Raw genomic sequence first — 21649 nt, forward strand, 5'->3', positions numbered from 1 at the left:
TAAATTAAACTACCATTCGTTTATTCGATTGGAATCTAATTTAATAAATATAAAGATTAAAATAGTAAAAGCCCATAGACCAGAGCCTCCATAACTAAACATAGGGAGAGGAATACCAATGGTTGGAATTAATCCCATTACCATACCAATATTTATAAAGAAATGAATAAAGATTATTGAGGCTACGCTGTACCCATAAATTCTACTAAATTGAGATTTTTGTAATTCAGCTAAGTGTAGAATCCGTAGCAATAAAAGAACAAAAAGAATGACTACCAACGAACAACCTAAAAACCCCCATTCTTCTCCAACAGTACTAAAAATATAATCAGTGTGTTGCTCTGGAACAAATTTACCTGTAGTTCTTGTGCCTTCCATAAAGCCCTTACCAGAGAAACCACCAGAAGTTATTGCTTTTTCAGATTCGTGAAGGTTATAAGCAATTGTTCGTTTCATTTTCTCTAGTTTTACTGGGTCTTTTTCTAAGCTTAACCAGATGGTAATTCGGTTTTTTTGATGTTCGGGGAGACGATAATCGTAAATGTGTTTAATTAGAAAAGACAATAGTACAGCGGCAATTAGTATTGCGGCAGATTGTAAATATGTAATTTTCTTTCTGTTGAAATATTTATAAGCTCCGATTAAAACACCAGCAATTATGGAAGTTAATATCGGACCAAATTTTAAGGAACAAATAGCAAGTACAATTTGGGATATTCCGATAACCAAGTAATATTTTGGCAATCCTTCCCTGTATAGAACAAAGAAAAACGCGCCATATACAATAGTACTTCCAGTATCGTTTTGTAATAGTACCAATAATGCAGGAATAAGAATAATAGCAAATGTTCTTATTTGATCTTTAAATCTGTTTATATCAGTGTTTAAGTCACTAATATATTTAGCCACCGCTAAGGCAGTAGCTGCTTTAGCAAACTCACTAGGTTGTAAAGTCATGCCACCAATGGCGTACCATGAGGTGGCCCCATTAACATTTTTTCCAAAAAGAAATAGCCCAACTAAAGAGGCCATTGCAACAATGTAGATAACACTAGAGAAGCGTTCATAAAATTTAGCATCTATTCCTAATAGAATAACAATTATACCAAAGGTTAAAAGGATAAACACAAGTTGCTTTCCGTAAGGCTCAGAAAGGTCAAAATAATCTATTACATCTGTAGAATGAGAAGCCGATAAAATATTCAAATAGCCAAAGCCAACTATAAGAAGAAACAGGATTATGGTTATCCAATCAAATTTAAAGTGTTTATTAGTTTCTCTAACCATTAATTCTCCTTTTCAATTTGTCTTAAATGTTTTTTTAAACGTCTGTATTCGTTATCTTCAACTAACTGAAATTTAGAATATCCATTTATTCCAAAAGGTTCACCAGAATAAGGTTTAGCATATTCGTCTTCTAGAGAGTGTTTCAATAACCACTCTTCTAAATCTTTACGAGTTGTATATCCTTTAATATGCTTTTCAATCATTAAGCTAGCTACTTTACCAGCAAATCGGTTTCCCCAATAACCATTTTCAACAAAAACAGCAATGGCTATTTTGGGATTGTCTTTTGGCGCAAAAGCTACAAAAATGGAATGGTCGGTTAGCTGAGTCTTCACACTATCTATTATAGCAAAATTCTCAACGGTACCCGTTTTTCCACAAATATCAATATCTTTAATTTGTAACGATTTGGCGGTTCCCCTTTTATATACCTGATACATGCCTTCAATTACAGGCTCAAAATGTTCTTTGTCAATAGTCGTATATTTGCGTTCTGTAAAACGTTTTGGGATTTCTTCACCTTCAACAGATTTAATAATATGAGGTGTAAAAAAATAGCCTTTATTAGCAATGGCAGCTATCATATTAGCAAGTTGAATAGGTGTCGTAGCCACTTCACCTTGCCCTATGGCGTTAGATATTGTATACGTTGAATAAAAGGTCTTTTTGTAAACATTTTTATAATAATCCCTATTAGGTATTCTGCCTTTGGCTCCAACATGTAAGTCATTATTTAAAAAATTTCCAAGCCCAAAACTCTTGGCATGTTCACTCCATCTATCGATTCCCTCAGAGGCATTTCCGTTTTTGTCTAAAATCTTTCTGTATGCAGTAGCAAAATAAGCATTACACGACTCCTGAATACCAGTAATCATATTATTTCTTCTTCCGCGGTAGCAATGGCATTTCATAAACCTATTACCGTATTTATAACCTGCGTAACAAGTAACTCTTTCATCTGGAGTTAATACGCCTTCCTGCAGACCTATAAGCGCATTCATAAGTTTGAAGGGAGAACCAGGTTCATAAACACCTTTTAAACTTCTATTGAATAGGGGCTTTGAAATAGAATCGTAATAGAGTTTTGTAAAGTTTTTAGAGCGGTCTCTGCCCACTAGAATATTTGGGTCATAGGTTGGCGCTGCTACCATAGCTAAAATTTCTCCGGAAGAGGGCTCTATGGCAATAACCCCTCCTCTTTTATTTTGCATTAGTAACTCACCATATTCCTGTAATTTTGCATCAATAGTAATATGAATGTCTTTACCTTGTTCGGGTATTGTATCGAATTTTCCTTCTTTATATGGGCCAATATCTCTATTAAACCGATCTTTTTGAATAAACTTAATACCCTTTACACCTCTTAATGTTTTTTCATAAGAAGCCTCAACTCCTTGTTTTCCAATAAGGTCACCCATTTTGTAATAGGGTTGCTTTTGGATAGTACGTCTGTTAACTTCTCCAATATCGCCTAATACATTTGCTCCAATGGCTCTCTGATACAAACGCAATGAGCGTTTTTGGATATAAAACCCTTCAAACTTTCGCATTTTTTCTTGCAAAACAGCATAATCTTCTTTTGATAAATGCGATAAGAAAACAGAAGGTAGTCTTGGTGAATAGACTTTAGCGCGTCTTAGTTTTGTGCTGTAATAGGAGGTGTCAACTTTTAATAGATTGCAAAATTCTTCAACGTTAAATGGCTTAACCTCTCTAGGGATAACCATAACATCATAAGACGGTTGGTTTGAAACAAGAAGCTCCCCATTTCTATCATAAACAAAACCGCGTTTAGGATAATCATATACCTTTCTAATAGCATTGTCTTCAAACAAATCTTGACCATCAAAAGAATAGATTTGCAGGTAGAAAAGTCTAGAAATAAATAATAGTCCAACAAGAATTACAGATCCAAAAAGTAAAAATTGTCTCATTTAGTTTTTTCTCCTAAAAATGATAGATATTAAAACACTTAATAAAATAGTAAATATACTAGAGAATAACGTCTTTTCAAGGATTAAAAGTATTTTAGAAATGCTAAATATTTCTAAACTAAAAAGTATGAGATGATGCGTTAAAACCAATATGGTGATATAGGTGAGTTTAGAACCAAAATCTACAACACTAAATTTAACAGATTGATGTTCATACATCATTCCAAATGAAGACTTTAAAATTAATGGTCTCATATACGCAATAAAAACACTTGCAGCAGCATGGATACCCCCTGTGTCCAAAAACATATCAATAATTAACCCTAGTAAAAAGCTTAGGCTTATAATTTGAAGTCTGTTGTTTTTAACGGGATAAAAAAGAATAAAAAGTACATAAGGATAAGGGTTAATGTAACCCAGAAAGTTAACATTGTTAAAAATGATGACTTGCACAAAAACTAGCCCCAGAAAATTTACAATATGTCTAGTTATGGTACTATTCATTTAAACTATTAATTTCTTCTTTGTTAACATTTTCAATAATGTAAACATGTTCCAGATTAGTCATGTCATTGAATAGTAATACATTTATTTCATAGAAGTTTTCAGCTACATCTTTTTGAAAGTCCTCTACAGTTCCAATAGGAATGTTTCTTGGAAATATTGAAGATTTTCCAGAGGTAATAATGGTGTCGCCTTTATGAATAGATGCATTTATAGGAATATCAGTAAGTTGAACAATTTCTGGATTATTTCCATCCCATTCTAAAGAACCAAAATGACCTGTGTTTTTAAGTTCAGCACTAATGCTACTTGTGGTATTTAATATGGAAATAACGGTTGCAAAGCCATTACTTGTTTTATCAATTATTCCAACAATACCTTTAGATGTTATTACTCCAAAATCTTGTTTTATGTTATCACTTTCTCCTCTGTTAATAGTTAAAATATTGTCTACTTTAGAGTAACTGTTTTTTATAACGTTTGCAGTGTAAAACTTATATGCAACATCAAAAGACAGACTGTCAATATAAGTGGAATCTGTACTAATATTATTATTGAAAAGCAAAGCCCTAAGTCTGTTGTTTTCCTCAGTAAGAAGTTGGTTTTGGGATTTAAGATTTAAATACTCGCTTACATTATTTACGGAATTATAAACACCACCACTTAGAAAGTTAGCAGAATTAATAAACTTGCTTTTATGATAAGAATGTGATTGTATGGTAAATACAATTGAAATAGAAAACAATAACAAGAACAACAGAAAGTTTTTATTCCGTATTATAAAATTTATAATCTGTTGCATATTCTAGTACTTCCTATTTTATCAATACACTTTTGTATTTAGGCAAGTTTTTAAGCGTTATACCTGTACCACGTACAACAGCACGTAAAGGGTCTTCAGCAATATAAACTGGTAAATCCGTTTTTTGAGATAAACGCTTGTCTAAGCCGCGTAACATAGAACCACCACCAGCTAAATAGATACCAGTATTGTAAATATCGGCTGCTAATTCTGGAGGTGTTTGAGATAATGTTTCCATAACCGCATCTTCTATGCGTAAAATTGACTTATCTAAGGCTTTTGCAATTTCTCTATACGAAATAGATACTTGTTTAGGTTTACCTGTTAACAAGTCGCGTCCTTGAACGCTCATGTCTTCTGGTGGTAATTCTAAATCTTCAGTTGCAGCACCTATTTGAATTTTAATTTTTTCCGCAGTGCGTTCTCCAACATATAGGTTGTGTTGCGTACGCATGTAATAAACGATATCATTTGTGAAAACATCACCTGCAATTTTAACAGATTTATCACAAACAATTCCACCAAGAGCAATTACCGCAATTTCAGTTGTACCACCACCTATATCTACAACCATGTTTCCTTTTGGTTGCATAATATCAACTCCAATACCAATGGCAGCAGCCATAGGCTCGTGTATTAAGTACACTTCTTTACCATTAACACGTTCTGCACTTTCTTTTACCGCTCGCATTTCAACTTCTGTAATTCCGGAAGGAATACAAATAACCATTCTAAGGGCAGGAGTAAAGAACTTTTTCTTTAATGCAGGTATGTTTTTTATAAACATACTAATCATTTGCTCGGAAGCATCAAAGTCTGCTATTACACCATCTTTTAAAGGGCGAATAGTTTTTATGTTTTCATGGGTTTTACCTTGCATTAAATTGGCTTCTTGCCCCACAGCTATAATTTTACCTGTAACTCTATCTCTAGCAACTATTGATGGTGAATCAACAACTACTTTGTCGTTATGGATAATAAGTGTGTTTGCAGTACCTAAATCTATTGCAATTTCTTCGGTTAAGAAGTCAAAAAAGCCCATATATTTTGAGTGGTTTTATTGGTTTTGAAATGAAATCTTGTAAATGTAATAAATCTAAATAAAAATATAGTCTAAAGAAGTGCCTAAAATACTATTAATTTTAAGCACTTCAATCTTATACGATTGTAATACGTTTTTAGATTTCGGTTTTAGTGATTAATGTTTAAAATGACGTGTGCCAGTCATAACCATAGCAACACCATTTTCATTACAATAATCAATACTCAATTGATCTTTAATAGATCCTCCTGGTTGAATAACGGCACCGATACCAGCATTTTTAGCAATTTCTACGCAATCTGGAAATGGGAAAAAAGCATCACTTGCCATTGAAGCACCAACTAAATCAAAATTAAAGTGTTTTGCTTTATGAATTGCTTGCTGTAAGGCATCAACACGACTTGTTTGACCAGTACCGCTTGCACATAACTGTTTTCCTTTTACAAGAACAATGGTATTGGATTTTGTATGCTTACAAATTTTAGAGGCGAATAATAAATCTTCAACTTCTGATTCTGTTGGAGCAATGTTAGTCACACTTTTTAGATCTTCTGCCTTATCAGTAACATTGTTTCTATCTTGTAATAACACCCCATTTAAACAGCTTCTTACATTCATTTTTGGCATTTCAATATCATGAATTTCAAGTAAGATTCTATTTTTCTTTCCTTTCAATAATTCTAAAGCTTCAGCATTAAAAGAAGGCGCAATAACAACCTCACAGAATAGTTTATGAATTTCTTCTGCTGTAGCTAAATCAATTTCAGTATTACTTATTAGAACACCACCAAAGGCAGAAACAGGATCCCCAGCCAAAGCATCAGTATAAGCTTTATGTAGGGTATCTCTTTGAGCTAAACCACATGCATTGTTGTGTTTTAAAATAGCAAAGGTTGGCGCTTCATTTTTAAATTCTAGCATTAAGTTTACAGCAGCATCAACATCTAAAAGATTATTGTAGCTAAGTTCTTTACCGTGAAGTTTAGTGAAAAGCTCATCAAAATTACCAAAGAAAAAGCCTCTTTGGTGTGGGTTTTCACCATAACGCAGTACTTTACCTTTAGTTTCGCTTACTTTTAAAGCAGCAATTTCATGATCTTGATTAAAGTAGTTAAAAATAGCGGAGTCATAATGAGAAGACACGTTAAAAGCTTTGGCAGCAAAACGTTTTCTATCTTCTTCTGAAAGTGTTCCGTTTTTCTCAGTAATTAGCTCAAGGAACTCTGAATAATCCTCAACTGATGATACGCAAATTACATCTGCATAATTTTTAGCGGCAGCTCTAATTAGAGAAATACCTCCAATGTCAATTTTTTCAATAATATCTTGATTGCTTGCACCAGAAGCTACTGTTTTTTCAAAAGGGTATAAATCAACAATAACAACATCAATCTGAGGAATTTCATATTCCGCTAATTCGGCAACATCAGAATCGTTGTTTTGTCTATTTAAGATACCACCAAATACTTTTGGGTGTAATGTTTTTACACGACCTCCAAGTATAGAAGGGTAAGACGTTACATCTTCAACAGGAACAACATTGATACCTAAATCGTTAATAAATTTTTCAGTTCCACCAGTAGAGTATATGGTTACTCCTTGTTCATTTAGTTTTTTTACAATTGGTTCTAAACCATCTTTACTAAATACTGAAATTAGGGCAGATTTAATAGTCTTTTCGTTGCTCATTCCTGTTTAATTTGAAATACTCATTGTTATGATAATGAGTATTTAAGGTTATATTTTAGTTAAAAAATTGTGTTTTTATTTATAAAGTGCAAAAGTAGTTATTTAAAGCAGAAAATCAGTGCTACTTTATGAAAAAATAAGCATGTTTTTTTAACTAAAAAACAGAGTTGTTAACAATAAAAAGCGAATACTAAAAAGTTGTGTTTAAATTGAGGTTTTGAATCTGTTCTTAGGCTAAGAAATTATTCAAGAATATTAGAAACTTGGCTACAAACAAACTCTAAAAAACGTTCGTCTGCTTCTGTAAATGGATCTGGTGTATTGGAGTCAATATCAATTTGTCCAATGTTCTTACCATTAACAAAAATTGGAATTACAATTTCGGCTTTTACGGTAATGCTACAGGCTATATAATTGTCTTGGGCAGAAACATCAGGTACCACAAAATTTTCATTACTTACAGCTACTTGTCCACAAATACCTTTTCCAAAAGGAATAACCGTATGGTCGGTTGGCTCTCCAACGTAAGGCCCTAATAAAAGTTCTTCTTTATCACCATTTCTAAAATAAAAACCTACCCAGTTATAATAGTCTATATGTTCTTCTAACACCTTGCAAATGGCAAGAAGGCGTTCATCAATGGAGTTATTGTTGTTGGATATTATATTTTCAACCTGTGGTTTTAATGCTTCAAAAATCATGTGAATACTATCAAGTTTTGAGCAAAAATACATGAATTTTTTCTTTTTAAAATAGTAGGTGTTATTCGTAAAATGTATTTAAAAAAATGTAAATTCGAAATTCATAAATTACAAAAATCATTTGAAGGGACTATTTATAAAATATAAGGCTGTTATAAAGTTTATATTCACTTTTTTGGTGGTTTATATAGGGTTGTCTCTTTTGTATAGTTGGTATTTAGACGTGTCTGATGGTTCTAAATACTATCCTGATTTTATTACAAACTTGGTTTCTATTCAATCAGATTGGTTATTGGAGTTATTTGGGTATAATGTAGAAATGTTACCGCATCCTAATGAGCCCTCAATGAAAGTTGTGGTAAATGACAAGTATTTGGCAAGAATTATTGAAGGTTGCAACTCTATGAGCGTCATAATTTTGTTTATGTCTTTTATAATTGCGTTTACAGGAAAGATGAAATCAACGATCACCTTTGTAGCCTTAGGTATAGTTTTAATTTACGTAGCAAACTTATTAAGGATTGTCCTATTGTCTATGGGGTTATATCATTACCCTGAATATAAACATGTGTTGCATACCGTTGTTTTTCCTGCAATAATATATGGGATGGTGTTTTTGTTATGGTTTGTTTGGGTTAACAAGTTTTCAAAAAGAAGTAAGGGGTGACTAGATTAACTAAATATGTATTACTTGTTGTACTTTTCGGGTTGCTTATTTTAATAAGGGCTTTTGAGGAGCAGTTGTTCTATGATCCATATTTGGTCTTCTTTCAAAATGATTATTTGTACATAGACAGCCCAAGAAGAGAAATAGCAAAACTAATTGCAAATACAGCGTTAAGGTATGTATTAAATGGTGCAGTTTCCTTAGCTATTTTATATGTATTCTTTAGAGATCGAAGTATAATTAAGTTTTCTGGTTTAGTATATGGCATTGCTTTTATAGTACTCATAGCTATTTATCTGTATTTTGTTGTTAATCCTAAACAAGAAGATTATTATATGTTTTTTAATGTGCGTAGGTTTTTAATTCAACCAGTAATTCTCCTTTTACTTCTACCTGCATTTTATTACAATAGACTAAAGCAAAGGCAATAAGTGTTAATCATTTAATAAATTTACAAGTTCAAAAATGAATATTTTGTATTTTTGCATTGTGATTAAACAGTTTATACATAAAACTTTTTCAGTACTGCTTGCTGTTCTAGTGATGTTTTCAACAGTATCTTTTACTATTGAAAAACACTATTGTGGTGATACTTTAATTGATGTTGCCGTTTTTAGCGAAACACATAAGTGTGGTATGGAGAAAGTGGATCATGTAAAGGTAGAAAAAAAGTCATGTTGTAAAGATGAGATTCAGATTTTAGAAGGTCAGGATGAACTGTTAAAGACGTTTGACGATTTTGATTTAGACCAACAAGAATTTTTAATCTCGTTTGTTTACACTTACATCAACCTTTTTGAAGGAGAGCCTAAACAGGTTGTGCCTCATAAGGACTACTCACCTCCAAATTTGATTAAGGACGTACAAGTTCTAGATCAGGTTTTCTTGATTTGATGACATAATTTTTTTGGTCATTCCAGCAACTAGCAGGAATTTATGACCTAATGACTCCTGTTTTTATGGGAGCACAGAAGATTATTAATTCAAATACATCAAAATGAAGCATACATATATAGTCGCAGGAATGACCTGTGGAGGTTGCAAGGCATCTGTTGAAGAAGCCCTAAAAGGCCTTGATAATATAAATGAAGTTGTTGTAGATTTAAATACTGCAAAAGTTGAAATTGATATAAGTGCACCAATTTCGATAACTTCCTTACAAAAAGCACTTTCGAACAAGTATACTATAACTGAGGAGCATGTTCATCCGGAAAAAACTTCCGAGCTTAAACAATTATATCCTTTATTCTTAATATTTGCGTGCCTAATTATTAGTAGCGCATTACTTAATTATAATCCTTGGAATCTTAATGGCTTTATGCTAGATTTTATGGGACTCTTTTATGTGGTTTTTAGCTTTTTTAAATTGTTAGATTACAAAGGTTTTCCTAACTCTTTTAGGATGTATGACCCTTTAGCAAAGGCACTTCCTGTTTATGGTTGGATATATCCTTTTATTGAAGTAGGGTTGGGTTTAATGTTTTTAATGCGTTATAAAATTGCTATTGCTTTAGTTATTACCCTTATTGTTTTAGGTATAACAACTGTTGGTGTTACAAAAACACTATTAGATAAAAAGTCTATTCAATGCGCTTGTTTAGGAACAGCTCTAAAATTGCCAATGACCAAAGCTACGTTTATTGAAAACACCATTATGATCATTATGGCAATCTTTATGTTGATGGAAATTTATGGCTAATGAGAAAGTTATTTTATATACTTTGTTTGCTTTCCATAGCTGGGTTTTCTCAAGATAAAATTAATGGTGTTGTCTTAGAAGCCAATTCACAAAAAGAAGACATACCTCTTGCTGGAGCAAATGTATATTGGTTAGATACAACCATTGGAACCGTTACTAATATTGATGGGGAATTTTCTTTGGACTATTCAAAGGATCATTCGCAATTGGTTATTAGTTATGTGGGGTTTAAGACGGATACTATTTCCGTTTTACAACCTAAGTTTATTAAGCATTGGTTGCAAGCAACAGATAATTTAAATGCTATTACTGTAAAAAGCAGAAAGCAGGCCACTGCTAAATCTTATTTAAAGGCAACGAATACATTTACAGTAACTAGTGATGAATTGTTAAAAGCCGCTTGCTGTAACCTGTCTGAAAGTTTTGAAACCAATCCGTCTATAGATGTGAATTTTGCGGATGCTGTTACGGGGACCAGGCAAATAAAAATGTTGGGCTTAACCAGTCCATATATTTTAATTGCTACGGAGAACATACCTTCTATTCGCGGCGCATCTCAGGCGTTTGGACTTAGTTTTATTCCAGGTACTTGGGTTGAAAGTATTCAAGTAACCAAAGGAACGGGAAGTGTGGTTAATGGTTATGAAAGTATTGCAGGTCAAATAAACGCGGAATTAGTAAAGCCATCAACAGATGATAAGTTGTTTGTGAATTTATATGGCGCTAGTAATGAGCGTTTAGAATTAAATACACATGTAAATACTAAAGTTTCTGAAAAATTGCACGCGGGATTCTATATTCATGGCAATACGCACCAAAAGAAGCACGATGTTAATGATGATGGCTTTTTAGATATGCCTTTGTATAATCAGGTTAATGTAATGAATCGTTGGCAATATACGAATGCAGAAAAAGGATTGGTGAGCTTTTTAAATTTCAAGTTCTTAAATGACGAAAAACAAACGGGCCAATTAGATTTTAATCCTGAAACTGATAAGTTAACTACTAACAATTGGGGAAGTGAAATTGACACCAAGCGCTATGAGGTTTCTGCTAAATTAGGTTATGTAAACCCAGAAATACCATGGCAGAGTATTGGTGTACAAACGGCATTTAGTAGCCACAAGCAAGACTCTTATTTTGGACTTAATAAATACAATATAGAACACAATAGCTTGTATACTAATGCCATTTATAATTCAATTATTAGTGATTCTCGTCATAAAATAAAAACAGGGGTTAGTTTTACACATGATACGTATGAAGAGCTTGTAAATGATTTAAAGTACAACAGAACGGAGAATTCTGTAGGTGCTTTTTTTGAATACAATTACAATAATTTAGAAAAACTAAACCTCACTGCAGGACTTAGAGTAGATCATCATAATCTACTGGGAACTTTTGTTACACCTAGGTTACATTTAAGGTATACAGGTTGGGATAAATCTGCATTTAGATTCTCTTTTGGTAGAGGTAAACGCAATGCTAATATTTTTGCTGAAAACCAACAACTATTTTCTACTTCTAGAATGATAAGTATTGAAGGTTCCTCCCCTTCGGGGAGGTTAGGAGGGGCTTACGGTTTGGATCCAGAGATTGCATGGAATTATGGGGTTTCGTTATTACAAGGGTTTAACCTATTTGGCAAAAAAGGCGATATAACAGTAGATTATTATAAAACCGATTTCAAAAATCAGATAGTGGTAGACTATGAAAATCCTTTAGAAGTTAGTTTTTACAATTTAAGCGGAGAAAGCTATGCTAATAGTTTTCAAGCTGAATTGAATTATAATGCATTTAAAAATTTTGATTTACGATTAGCATATAAATTCTATGAGGTAAAAACGCAGTATAACTCTGGTAAGTTAGATAAGCCACTGGTACCAAAACATCGTGTTTTTGCCAATGCAGGGTATAAAACAGTTAAGAAAGAAAACGGTTCTCAATGGAAGTTTGATGCTACATTTAATTGGTTAAGTAAACAACGGTTTTCATCAACTATAACTAATCCTGTTCAATATCAATTACCCCAGTATACACCAACTTTGGCCACCTTAAATGCGCAAGTAACCAAGGTGTTTTCTCCCAAATTTGAAGTATATTTAGGAGGGGAGAACATAACTAATGTGAGGCAATCAAGACCTATTTTAGGAGCTGAAGACCCGTTTGGAGCAAATTTTGATACTACCTTTGTGTATGGCCCCATTTTTGGAAGTATGTATTATGCGGGGTTGAGGTTTAAAATTGAGTAACATCTGTAGTTCCCGCAACTTGTGCTGAACTTGTTTCAGTAAGGCGAGAATCTACAAAGAAATAAATAGTTTAAAATAAATTTCCGCCTTCGCGGAAATGAAAAAATGAAATAGCGATATGAAAAAAATAATAACAATAGCGGTAATGCTTATCGCAACAGTAACATTTGCTCAAAATAAAAATGCCAAAGCATCCATGGAAGTAGATGGTGTTTGTATGATGTGTAAGAGCCGAATAGAAAAAGCAAGTTTAAACACCAAAGGTGTTAAATCTGCGATATGGAATGTGAAAACGCACGAATTAAGACTTATTTATGACGAGCGCAAGACCAACTTAGAAAAAATTGAAAGTAGTATTTTAGCTGTAGGGCATGATGTAAAAGATAAAAAAGCAACTGATGAGGCTTACAATTCCGTGCATCCATGTTGTAGATATAGAGATAATGATGTTAAAGCAGCTCACTAATTGAATGTCTGAGATTTCAGTTTTTTGGTTTAGAAGAGATTTAAGGCTTCAGGATAACAAAGCTTTAAATAAAGCACTTTCAAGTAAATTGAAGGTGCTTTGTGTGTTTATTTTTGATAATGATATTCTTAATGAATTACCCGAAGATGACGCTAGGGTTAGTTTTATTCATGATAGGTTAAGGTCAATAGATAAGGAGCTTAAGATTTTTGGTTCTTCATTATTGGTGCTTAAAGGAAAGCCTATAGATGTCTGGAAAACTCTACTGCAGCAATATAAGATAAAGCAGGTATATGTAAATAAAGATTATGAGCCATATGCAAGGAAGCGAGATAAAGACATTGAGAAGCTTCTTTTAGAAGCCGGAAGTAGTTTTATTTCTTTTAAAGATCAAGTCATTCATGAAGAAAATGATGTTTTAAAAGCTGATGGAACACCCTATACAGTTTTTACCCCTTATAAAAGAAAGTGGTTAGAGCTATATAAGTCTGTGCAACCTGAAGGTCTATCCGATTCAAGTAATTTTTTGGGTGACGTACATGATTTTCCAACTTTAGAATCTATTGGATTTAAGAGAAGTTTAATTGAAGTAAGAGCCTACGATTTATCCAAATTAAATGAATATCAGGAAAAAAGAGATTTTCCAGATGCGGATATAACAAGTTATCTAAGTCCGCATTTGCGTTTTGGTACCATAAGCGTTCGTCAAATTATAGAGCAGTTAGGTGAAAAAGATGAAACCTTTTTAAGTGAATTGATTTGGCGTGAATTCTTTATGCAAATTCTCTACCATTTTCCAAAGGTGGTTACAAATAATTTCAAACAAAAGTACGATGGTGTTGTTTGGTTAAATAACAAAGAGGATTTTAAGAAATGGTGCGAAGGAAAAACAGGTTACCCAATGGTAGATGCAGGTATGAGGCAGCTTAATGAAACGGGTTATATGCATAACCGAGTACGAATGATAACGGCGGGTTTTTTATGTAAGCATTTGTTGATAGACTGGAAGTGGGGAGAAGCCTATTTTGCAAAAAAGTTATTAGATTATGATTTGTCTGCCAACAATGGCAATTGGCAATGGGCTGCGGGAACTGGTTGTGATGCGGCGCCTTATTTCAGGATTTTTAACCCTATTGAACAGTTAAAAAAGTTTGATAAGAACCTAGAGTATGTGAAACAATGGATTCCTGAATTCGGCACTTCCGATTATCCCCTGCCCATGGTAGAGCACAAGTTTGCAAGAAAAAGAGCCTTAGAAACCTATAAAGTTGGATTGGAGGGTGTCAATAACACATCAAATGAGCAAAAGACACTTTTCTAAGTTTATGTGAAATCACTTTCTTTTGTAAGAAGAATATTTTAACTTGAAAGAGTAATTTTAATTTTGATAAAATGAAAAGGGGGTTTTTCTTTATTTATGTTATTGGTTTCTGTTTAGTGTTAAATGCTCAAAAACGCGATTTTGAAAGTGTTAAATACAACACTATTGAAAAGAATATTGCGGATGAGGCATCAAATTTATTTTACCCAAAATTAATGAAGCGCTTTTTGGAGTCCGATTCAACGTTTAACCTAAAAGAAAAAAGGCACTTGTATTATGGTTACTCGTTTGATGAAAATTATTCACCTTATGGAAGTTCTGACTATTCTGATAGTTTAAGAGGAGTTCTTAAAAAAGAGCAACTAAAAACAAATGATTTTAAGGAGATTATAAGGTTAGGAGACTCCATTTTAAAAGAGGAACCTTTTGATTTAAGGACTTTAAATTATCAATTATATGCTTATGAAAATCTAGAAAATAGGGATAAGTTTAAATTTCGTTTAAATCAAATGAAAGTGATAATTGACGCCATAATTAGTACAGGAGATGGTGAAAAAAAGAAAACGGCATTTTATGTTTTATATACCAGTCATGAATATGAACTTTTAAATATTTTAGGGTTACAATTTGGAGGCAGGCAAAGTTTAATAGAACATTATGATTACTTAACTGTAGCCAAAAATGATCATGGTATAGAAGGCATGTATTTTGAAATTACGCCCTGCCTCAATTCGTTAGCTAAATCATTTAGGAAATAGAAAAGAATAGTTATAGAGCTTTATTTAAAACCTTTAATAGGCTATCGCAACTTGTAATTCCCCTCTTACTAGCATTCTTTTTAATTTTAAAAGAACCGTTCATACTTAGTAAAATATTCTTTAAAAGGTTTTCGTCTTTAAAACCAAATCCTCCTTTTTGCATAGCGTCGTAATCCATATTATAGATAAAATAATCGCCTAAATATTTTTTGTGAATTATTAGTTGTCTTTCATAATCCTTTAAAATTGTTTTATAACCGGAATAATGATTTTCAATGGCATTTTTTAAGCTTAAATCCTCAATAAGGCTAAAATCGCCAGAGTTTATCATGGACTGATATGTGATGTCTTTTGGGTGAAATTCTGATAATTCAATTATAGAAAAAATCTGGTTAATGCCTCTTTTCTTTTTGAGATCTTTCAAATTAAACAAAGGTAGCACCTTTTCTAAAGTTTCTATTTTGGTTTCCAGAGATTTAACATTTTGGGTCAAATTCGTTTTATCAATCTCTAAATCGTTTTTCAAGCTTTGTAGATATTGAAGTTTTAGCTTTTCGTTTTTTGAGTTTTCGGAACATTTATTTAGGCTAAAGGCTATTGAAATTCCAATAATAACAATGATAATCTCTCCAAGCGCATATCTTACTTTATCTTTCATGAATTAAGAAATTTATCTAAATCTATGAAAATTATTGAGGAATAAAAAAACGCTCTTCTTAAATAGAAAAGCGTTTTTTTATGATTATTATTCTCACTGTAAAATTTAAAACTAGAGTGAGAAATTGTTTGTGTGTCGATGTTTTAGATTACATCATACCAGGCATACCACCACCATGAGCATGACCCATAGCAGGAGCTTCTTCTGGAATGTCAATTAAAGCACACTCTGTAGTTAAGATCATACCAGCAACAGATGCTGCATTTTCTAAAGCTATACGAGTAACTTTCTTAGGATCAATAATACCAGCTTTAAGCATATCTACATAGGCCTCAGATTTTGCATCATAACCAAAATCTTTTTTACCTTCTAAAACTTTATTGATAACAACAGAACCTTCGCCACCAGCATTTTCAACAATAGTTCTTAAAGGTGCTTCAATAGCTTTGTTTACGATTTGTACACCTGTAGTTTCGTCTAAGTTTTCAGTAGTAATTTTTTCTAAAACAGATTTAGCTCTTACCAAAGCAACACCACCACCAGCAACGATACCTTCTTCAACAGCAGCTCTTGTTGCATGTAATGCATCATCAACACGATCTTTCTTTTCTTTCATTTCAACTTCAGAAGCAGCACCAACATAAAGTACAGCAACACCGCCAGCTAATTTAGCTAAACGCTCTTGTAGTTTTTCTTTATCGTAATCAGATGTAGTGGTCTCAATTTGAGACTTAATTTGGTTTACTCTAGCTTTTATAGCTTCAGTATCACCCGAACCATTTACAATTGTAGTATTGTCTTTGTCAATTGTAGCAGTTTCAGCAGTTCCTAACATAGAAAGATCTGCGTTTTCTAAAGTAAATCCTCTTTCTTCAGAAATTACAGTTCCACCAGTTAAAATAGCAATGTCCTCTAACATAGCTTTACGTCTGTCTCCAAATCCAGGAGCTTTAACAGCAGCAATTTTTAAACCACCACGCAGTTTGTTAACTACTAAAGTAGCTAATGCTTGCCCGTCTACATCTTCAGCAATAATTAATAAAGGACGACCAGATTGCGCTACTGGCTCTAATATTGGAAGAATTTCTTGTAAGTTAGAAATTTTCTTATCAAATAATAAAATGTATGGATTTTCTAAATCGGCAACCATTTTATCAGAATCTGTTACAAAGTAAGGAGAAAGGTAACCTCTATCGAACTGCATACCTTCAACAACATCAACATAAGTGTCCATTCCTTTTGCTTCTTCAACAGTAATAACACCCTCTTTACCAACTTTTTCAAAAGCCTGAGAAATTAATTCTCCAATAGTGTCGTCATTGTTAGCTGAAATAGCAGCAACTTGTTTGATTTTCTCAGAAGAGTTACCTACTTCTTGAGATTGACTTAATAAATCAGCAGTAATTGCTTCTACAGCTTTGTCTATACCACGTTTTAAATCCATTGGGTTAGCACCAGAAGCAACATTTTTTAAGCCTTCTTTTACAATTGCCTGAGCTAATACTGTTGCGGTAGTAGTACCATCACCAGCTAAATCATTAGTTTTAGAAGCAACTTCTTTTACCATTTGAGCCCCCATGTTTTCGTGAGCGTCTTCTAATTCAATTTCTTTTGCCACAGAAACCCCATCTTTAGTTACAGATGGTGCTCCAAAGCTTTTAGAAATAATTACGTTTCTTCCTTTAGGACCTAAAGTTACTTTTACTGCATTGGCTAATGCATCAACACCACGTTTTAATCCGTCACGTGCTTCAATATCAAATTTTATATCTTTTGCCATAATAGTGTTTTGTTTTGTCATTCCCGCGAAGGCAGGAATCTATTTTTAATTATAGTTGATTCTTTGTGGATTCCCGCTTTCACGGGAATGACAGGTAGATTTAAACAATTGCTAATATGTCGCTTTCGCGCATAATTAAATAATCTGTTCCTTCTAACTTTAATTCTGTTCCTGCGTATTTACCATATAAAACGGTGTCTCCAACTTTAACTGTAATAGGCTCGTCTTTAGTGCCAGGACCAGCTGCAACAACAGTTCCTTTTTGTGGTTTTTCTTTTGCGTTATCTGGAATTATAATTCCTGATGCTGTAGTGGTTTCAGCTGCAGCAGGTTCAATTACAACTCTGTCTGCTAATGGTTTAATGTTTAACCCCATTTTTTATGTAGTTTTTATTTAATATAATATTTAACGCTTAAGCGTTATGCTAAAAATGTGCCAACACTTACTGACTGACAAACTTGCAGACATATCAGACAAAAGGGTATAAAATAAAAATGCCAGCTTTTTAAGCTGGCATTTTTATTAAGTTTTTTTATTACTACTTAGCAGTTGAATCTGTTGCCGTTGTATTATCAGCATTACCAGGTAAAGGTTGCGCGTCTGGTAAAGACTGAAATTGTTCTGCTGCTTCAGCATCTAATGCTTTAGATTCTACAGCTGTATCGCCACCTTTAATGGCAACGTTTGATGCTAATATTAAGATTAACAAAAATGTTGCAAGGTACCACGTACTTTTATCTAAGAAGTCTGTTGTCTTTTTTACACCTCCTAATTGCTGTGTACCACCACCTCCGAAAGATGAAGATAATCCACCACCTTTAGGGTTTTGCACCATAATAACTACAATTAGTAAAAAAGCTACAACAACAATTAAAATTAAAAATATTGTAAAACTCATCGTCTATTCTTTATTATTTTGTTTCTGCAATTGTTCTATTGCCTTAATTTGGTTTGCAAAGAAACTACTTTTTTCTGGATATTTCAAACTTAAAATTTTATAAGATTGAATTGCCTTTTTAAAGTTCTTTTGTTCAACGTAAATTCTAGCTAAAGTCTCTGTCATTAAGGCTTCAGGTTTTATCATTTGAGCCTTTGCTAGGTTTACTTTTTTGTTAGAGCCTGAGGCGGGAGCAATTTTTGGATTTTTACTTATAAACTTGTCTATCAGTTCAAATTTTTTAGCTTTTTCAATTTCTGAATCAACGGCCTTAGGTTCTTGATTTGTTTGTTCTGCTGAAGCTTTAGATTGCTTTTCTTCTCTTTCTATTGGTTTAAAGCGCGTTAGCTTTAGCCACTCATTAAATGAATGGGTTTCACTTTTTTCAAACTGAAGGGGTTGCCCAATATTGAGTACTTTTGACGGCGATTCCTCTTCTTTTTCTTGAGGTTCAAGGTTTTTGGTGTCTTCTACTTCTGAAGATGCTTCTTTATTTGATATAGGCGTTTTAGGTTGAAATAGAGACGGGTCTAAGGTATCTTCAGTCTCTTCAATCTGGTGCTGAAGAATAGTACCAGCAACAATTCCTTTGTCTATTACAACTTCTTCGGTGTCTACATCAATTTGTTTTAAATGCTCACCATTTCTAATTATAAACTGAGAGATTTCATTTTGAATAAATACATCTGATGTTATAAAGTCAAAAAGAATACTTCTGTCGGTTGTGTAAGCTGCTGTAGTTTTAAGTTCTTGGTTGTACTTAAAACTGCTTTGGTCTTTTAGTCCTTTTAAATATACAGCTCGCGCCGATTGAAAATAAGGAAACTCATCAATAATAGATTTTATTGCATCAGTTTGTTGATGCGAAATATTATTAGGCTGTTGTAATATGTTTATAAAATCTGATGAATTCATTGGCTTAGCCAAATTTACTTATAATTATTTTAGTATTCAGTATTCTACTTTAATACCAACTGCGGACTGGGACTGCCAACTGAATTACCATCTAGCTAGTGTGGCGTTGAAAATATCTTGAGTTAAACGATCTAAGATTTCTTCGTGAGCTGTAGTCTTAGTGCCTCCTGTCAGCTGCTGGCTTGCAGGAAAATCATAGAAAAATGAGAAAGATTGATCTAAATTATCTTCTTCATTTTTTGTATTAATAAAACTTACTTTAACCGTAATTGTTAATCTATTTTGAGCGGCTGTATTATTAGCAGTTGAATTAGTTGGAGAAATGGTATATCCCGTAATTTCCCCTTCATATATTAATTCTCCTCCCGATGGCACTAACCTATAATTGGTTTGATTTTGTATTAGGTCTTCAAGGGCTAGCTTAAAATCTCTATCTAAACCAGGTTCAAATAATAGAGCAGTGTTTTCAAACCTATTTACTTGATAGGTTTCTGCCTTAATTGATGTAGGTGGTGTAAAACTGTAAATTCCACAACCGTAAATTGTAATAGTAATTAAAAGTAAAACGATGTATTTAAAGTATTTCATTCTTTTAAAAAGCTTTAGTATTAGAAGAACTAAAAATTATAAATCATATTGTTTAATCTTTCTATAAAGTGTGCGTTCGCTAATACCTAATTCAGCGGCAGCTAATTTACGTTTTCCATTGTGACGTTCAAGAGATTTTTTAATTAATTCTAATTCCTTATCCTGCAAAGACAGTGTTTCTTCCTCTTGTATCTCTTCTGCAAAATGGTATTTATCTTGCGTGTCTTCTATAATGTCATTACTAGCAACGTGTTCTGGTATAGATAGTACTTCGGTTTGTTGAACAGGTTCTTCGTAGATACTGGCATCATTATCCTCATTGCCATAAATCTTTTGTATTAGATGTTCGTTTTCCTTTTCAACGTCTTTTACATTACCACTTTTCATAAGTTCCATGGTGAGTTTCTTTAAGTCGTTTAAATCGCTTTTCATGTCGAATAACACTTTATAAAGAATTTCACGTTCACTGCTAAAATCACTTTCCGATTTTGTGGTTTTTACAACAGCAGGCAAATTGCTACTGGTGTTAGGTAAATAATTCTGTAATGTTGATGCGCTTATGGTACGATTTTGTTCTAGAACCGATAATTGTTCGGCAATATTTCTTAATTGACGAACATTACCACTCCAACGATACTTAGTTAGAATTTGTACAGCATTATCGGTTAGTTTAACCGTTGGCATTTTGTATTTTAAAGCAAAATCACTAGCAAATTTTCTGAATAATAAATGAATGTCTTCTTGTCTTTCACGTAGTGGTGGTAGATGAATTTCAACAGTGCTTAAACGATAATATAAATCTTCTCTAAACTTCTCTTTTTCAATAGCCTCAAACATGTTAACATTTGTGGCTGCAACAATTCGCACGTTGGTTTTTTGTACTTTACTAGAACCAACTTTAATAAATTCACCGTTTTCTAAAACACGTAATAAGCGTACCTGAGTTGTTAATGGTAGTTCTCCAACTTCATCTAAGAATATGGTTCCTCCATCGGCTACTTCGAAATAGCCGCTACGTGTAGAAGTTGCTCCTGTAAAAGCACCTTTTTCATGTCCAAACAATTCACTGTCTATGGTGCCTTCTGGAATAGCGCCACAGTTTACTGCTATGTATTTATTGTGTTTTCTATGGGATAATTGGTGAATGATCTTTGGAATACTCTCTTTACCAACACCACTTTCTCCCGTAACCAAAACTGATATGTCAGTAGGCGCTACCTGAATAGCTTTTTCTATGGCGCGGTTTAGCGATGGTGTATTACCAATAATACCAAAACGTTGTTTTATTGCTTGTATAGATTCCATTTTATAATTCAATATATTCCGAAACGCCTGTTTCTTTTGTATTGTTAAGCCATTGCCAGTTAAGGGATAGCTTAATTTTGTTGTCTTTGTTTATACTAATTTTGGCAATTGCTTTTCCGGCTTTTAGCTCATTGTCTGTTGTAATACATTGGTATAACATATCGAGTTCATCGTTACACAAATGAGCTATTATTTTTCCATATTTAACAGAGCCACCAAAGTAATCTGCAGTAACCAAGTTTCCATCTTGTTTGTATTTGAAGATGGTTTTGTCATCAACTTGTCCGCTTTCAGAATTTGTAACTAAGGAAAACGTTTTATTGTTGAAGTTGATCTCTTTCAT

Annotated in this window: 23 protein-coding genes; 8 read left to right on the plus strand and 15 right to left on the minus strand. The window is 33.1% G+C overall.

Going from position 1 to position 21649, the window contains the following annotated elements:
- Positions 1-9: 9 nt before the first annotated feature.
- The 7 genes from rodA to FUA24_RS16335 all read right to left on the minus strand — a co-directional run bounded on the left by rodA (position 10) and on the right by FUA24_RS16335 (position 7959).
- Positions 10-1287 carry a rod shape-determining protein RodA gene (rodA, locus tag FUA24_RS16305; RefSeq protein ID WP_148544109.1) on the minus strand — a complete coding sequence of 426 codons (1278 nt, stop codon included), beginning with the start codon at positions 1285-1287 and terminating at the stop codon, positions 10-12.
- Complete coding sequence (gene mrdA / locus FUA24_RS16310; protein WP_148544110.1) at positions 1287-3221, minus strand: penicillin-binding protein 2; 1935 nt, start codon at positions 3219-3221, stop codon at positions 1287-1289. The genes rodA and mrdA overlap by 1 nt, the downstream gene beginning before the upstream one ends.
- Positions 3222-3725, minus strand: coding sequence for a rod shape-determining protein MreD (gene mreD, locus FUA24_RS16315; RefSeq protein ID WP_148544111.1), 504 nt, complete (start codon positions 3723-3725; stop codon positions 3222-3224). It lies immediately after the preceding gene.
- A complete protein-coding gene (gene mreC, locus FUA24_RS16320; RefSeq protein ID WP_148544112.1) occupies positions 3718-4527 on the minus strand; it encodes a rod shape-determining protein MreC in 810 nt (269 codons plus the stop codon). The genes mreD and mreC overlap by 8 nt, the downstream gene beginning before the upstream one ends.
- A 13-nt stretch (positions 4528-4540) precedes the next feature.
- Positions 4541-5569: a rod shape-determining protein gene (locus tag FUA24_RS16325; protein ID WP_148544113.1), complete on the minus strand. Its 1029-nt coding sequence runs from the start codon at positions 5567-5569 to the stop codon at positions 4541-4543.
- A 156-nt stretch (positions 5570-5725) separates the two neighbouring features.
- The gene (purH, locus tag FUA24_RS16330) at positions 5726-7258 is read right to left on the minus strand and encodes a bifunctional phosphoribosylaminoimidazolecarboxamide formyltransferase/IMP cyclohydrolase (RefSeq protein ID WP_148544114.1); all 1533 of its coding nucleotides are present in this window, start codon (positions 7256-7258) and stop codon (positions 5726-5728) included.
- Between the two features lie 242 nt (positions 7259-7500).
- Entirely contained in the window at positions 7501-7959 is a 459-nt protein-coding gene (locus FUA24_RS16335) for a GAF domain-containing protein (protein WP_148544307.1), read from the minus strand.
- A 121-nt stretch (positions 7960-8080) separates the two neighbouring features.
- On the opposite strand from FUA24_RS16335, the gene xrtF reads away from it, so the two are divergent.
- From xrtF to FUA24_RS16375, 8 genes are all read left to right on the plus strand, one after another.
- Positions 8081-8626, plus strand: coding sequence for an exosortase family protein XrtF (gene xrtF / locus FUA24_RS16340; RefSeq protein ID WP_148544115.1), 546 nt, complete (start codon positions 8081-8083; stop codon positions 8624-8626).
- Positions 8623-9057, plus strand: coding sequence for an exosortase F system-associated membrane protein (locus tag FUA24_RS16345; RefSeq protein WP_148544116.1), 435 nt, complete (start codon positions 8623-8625; stop codon positions 9055-9057). Before xrtF ends, FUA24_RS16345 begins: the two co-directional genes overlap by 4 nt.
- A gap of 34 nt (positions 9058-9091) precedes the next feature.
- Positions 9092-9520, plus strand: a complete 429-nt coding sequence (locus tag FUA24_RS16350) for an HYC_CC_PP family protein (protein ID WP_449441432.1) — start codon at positions 9092-9094, stop codon at positions 9518-9520.
- 103 nt (positions 9521-9623) lie between these two features.
- Entirely contained in the window at positions 9624-10325 is a 702-nt protein-coding gene (locus tag FUA24_RS16355) for a heavy-metal-associated domain-containing protein (protein WP_148544118.1), read from the plus strand.
- Positions 10325-12577 carry a TonB-dependent receptor gene (locus FUA24_RS16360; RefSeq protein ID WP_148544119.1) on the plus strand — a complete coding sequence of 751 codons (2253 nt, stop codon included), beginning with the start codon at positions 10325-10327 and terminating at the stop codon, positions 12575-12577. The genes FUA24_RS16355 and FUA24_RS16360 overlap by 1 nt, the downstream gene beginning before the upstream one ends.
- A gap of 118 nt (positions 12578-12695) precedes the next feature.
- Positions 12696-13043, plus strand: a complete 348-nt coding sequence (locus tag FUA24_RS16365) for a heavy-metal-associated domain-containing protein (protein ID WP_148544120.1) — start codon at positions 12696-12698, stop codon at positions 13041-13043.
- Positions 13044-13047: 4 nt separating this feature from the next.
- On the plus strand, positions 13048-14364 hold the full coding sequence (locus tag FUA24_RS16370) for a cryptochrome/photolyase family protein (protein WP_148544121.1): 1317 nt from the start codon (positions 13048-13050) through the stop codon (positions 14362-14364).
- Positions 14365-14435: 71 nt separating this feature from the next.
- Positions 14436-15122, plus strand: coding sequence for a DUF4919 domain-containing protein (locus FUA24_RS16375; RefSeq protein ID WP_148544122.1), 687 nt, complete (start codon positions 14436-14438; stop codon positions 15120-15122).
- 10 nt (positions 15123-15132) lie between these two features.
- Here the strand turns inward: FUA24_RS16375 and FUA24_RS16380 are convergent, their stop codons facing one another.
- The 8 genes from FUA24_RS16380 to FUA24_RS16415 all read right to left on the minus strand — a co-directional run bounded on the left by FUA24_RS16380 (position 15133) and on the right by FUA24_RS16415 (position 21649).
- Positions 15133-15780, minus strand: a complete 648-nt coding sequence (locus tag FUA24_RS16380) for a DUF6090 family protein (RefSeq protein ID WP_148544123.1) — start codon at positions 15778-15780, stop codon at positions 15133-15135.
- Between the two features lie 148 nt (positions 15781-15928).
- Entirely contained in the window at positions 15929-17560 is a 1632-nt protein-coding gene (gene groL, locus FUA24_RS16385) for a chaperonin GroEL (protein WP_148544124.1), read from the minus strand.
- 100 nt (positions 17561-17660) lie between these two features.
- On the minus strand, positions 17661-17936 hold the full coding sequence (locus tag FUA24_RS16390) for a co-chaperone GroES (protein ID WP_148544125.1): 276 nt from the start codon (positions 17934-17936) through the stop codon (positions 17661-17663).
- 163 nt (positions 17937-18099) lie between these two features.
- On the minus strand, positions 18100-18459 hold the full coding sequence (gene secG, locus FUA24_RS16395) for a preprotein translocase subunit SecG (RefSeq protein WP_148544126.1): 360 nt from the start codon (positions 18457-18459) through the stop codon (positions 18100-18102).
- Positions 18460-18462: 3 nt separating this feature from the next.
- A complete protein-coding gene (locus FUA24_RS16400) occupies positions 18463-19413 on the minus strand; it encodes a hypothetical protein (protein WP_148544127.1) in 951 nt (316 codons plus the stop codon).
- A gap of 84 nt (positions 19414-19497) precedes the next feature.
- Entirely contained in the window at positions 19498-20001 is a 504-nt protein-coding gene (locus tag FUA24_RS16405; RefSeq protein ID WP_148544128.1) for an LptE family protein, read from the minus strand.
- Positions 20002-20037: 36 nt separating this feature from the next.
- The gene (locus tag FUA24_RS16410; protein ID WP_148544129.1) at positions 20038-21306 is read right to left on the minus strand and encodes a sigma-54 interaction domain-containing protein; all 1269 of its coding nucleotides are present in this window, start codon (positions 21304-21306) and stop codon (positions 20038-20040) included.
- 1 nt (position 21307) lies between these two features.
- Entirely contained in the window at positions 21308-21649 is a 342-nt protein-coding gene (locus FUA24_RS16415) for a hypothetical protein (protein ID WP_148544130.1), read from the minus strand.

The organism is Seonamhaeicola marinus (assembly GCF_008085455.1).